General features: G+C 67.1%; 1 protein-coding gene. It reads left to right on the plus strand.

Annotated features, from left to right (window positions below):
* Positions 1–1,183, plus strand: a 1,183-nt coding sequence (locus ACWCSU_RS52835; RefSeq protein ID WP_449945274.1) for a DNA-directed RNA polymerase subunit beta, incomplete at both ends; no start/stop codon positions are given.

Consider the following 1,183-nt stretch of genomic DNA (forward strand, 5'->3'; position numbering starts at 1 on the left):
TCCTGGCCGACCTCGACGAGCGCGGCATCATCCGGATCGGCGCCGAGGTCGTGCCCGGCGACATCCTGGTCGGCAAGGTCACCCCGAAGGGCGAGACCGAGCTGACCCCGGAGGAGCGGCTGCTGCGCGCCATCTTCGGTGAGAAGGCCCGTGAGGTCCGTGACACCTCGCTGAAGGTGCCGCACGGCGAGCAGGGCAAGGTCATCGGCGTGCGCGTGTTCAGCCGCGACGAGGGCGACGAGCTCCCGCCGGGCGTCAACGAGCTGGTCCGCGTCTACGTGGCCCAGAAGCGTAAGATCACCGACGGTGACAAGCTGGCCGGCCGGCACGGCAACAAGGGTGTCATCTCCAAGATCCTGCCGGTCGAGGACATGCCGTTCCTTGAGGACGGCACCCCGGTCGACATCATCCTCAACCCGCTGGGCGTGCCCGGCCGGATGAACGTCGGTCAGGTGCTGGAGACCCACCTGGGGTGGATCGCCGCGCGTGGCTGGGACATCTCGGGCATCGCCGAGGCGTGGGCCGAGCGGCTGAGGGACAAGGGCTTCGAGAAGGTCGCCCCGCGTACCAACATGGCCACCCCGGTCTTCGACGGCGCGCACGAGGAGGAGATCGTCGGGCTGCTGGGCAACACCGTCGCCAACCGTGACGGTGACCGGATGGTGCAGCAGAGCGGCAAGGCGCGGCTGTTCGACGGTCGTTCCGGTGAGCCGTTCCCGTACCCGATCTCGGTCGGTTACATCTACATCCTCAAGCTGCTGCACCTGGTCGACGACAAGATCCACGCCCGGTCGACCGGCCCGTACTCCATGATCACGCAGCAGCCGCTGGGCGGTAAGGCCCAGTTCGGCGGCCAGCGCTTCGGTGAGATGGAGGTGTGGGCGCTGGAGGCCTACGGCGCCGCCTACGCCCTGCAGGAGCTGCTGACCATCAAGTCCGACGACGTGCTGGGCCGGGTGAAGGTCTACGAGGCGATCGTCAAGGGCGAGAACATCCCCGAGCCGGGTATTCCGGAGTCCTTCAAGGTCCTCATCAAGGAAATGCAGTCGCTGTGCCTGAACGTCGAGGTGCTCTCCAGCGACGGCATGTCCATCGAGATGCGCGACACCGACGAGGACGTCTTCCGCGCGGCGGAGGAACTCGGTATCGATCTGTCCCGGCGTGAGCCGAGCAGCGTGGAAGA

The sequence above is a fragment of the Nonomuraea sp. NPDC001699 genome (genome assembly GCF_053596455.1).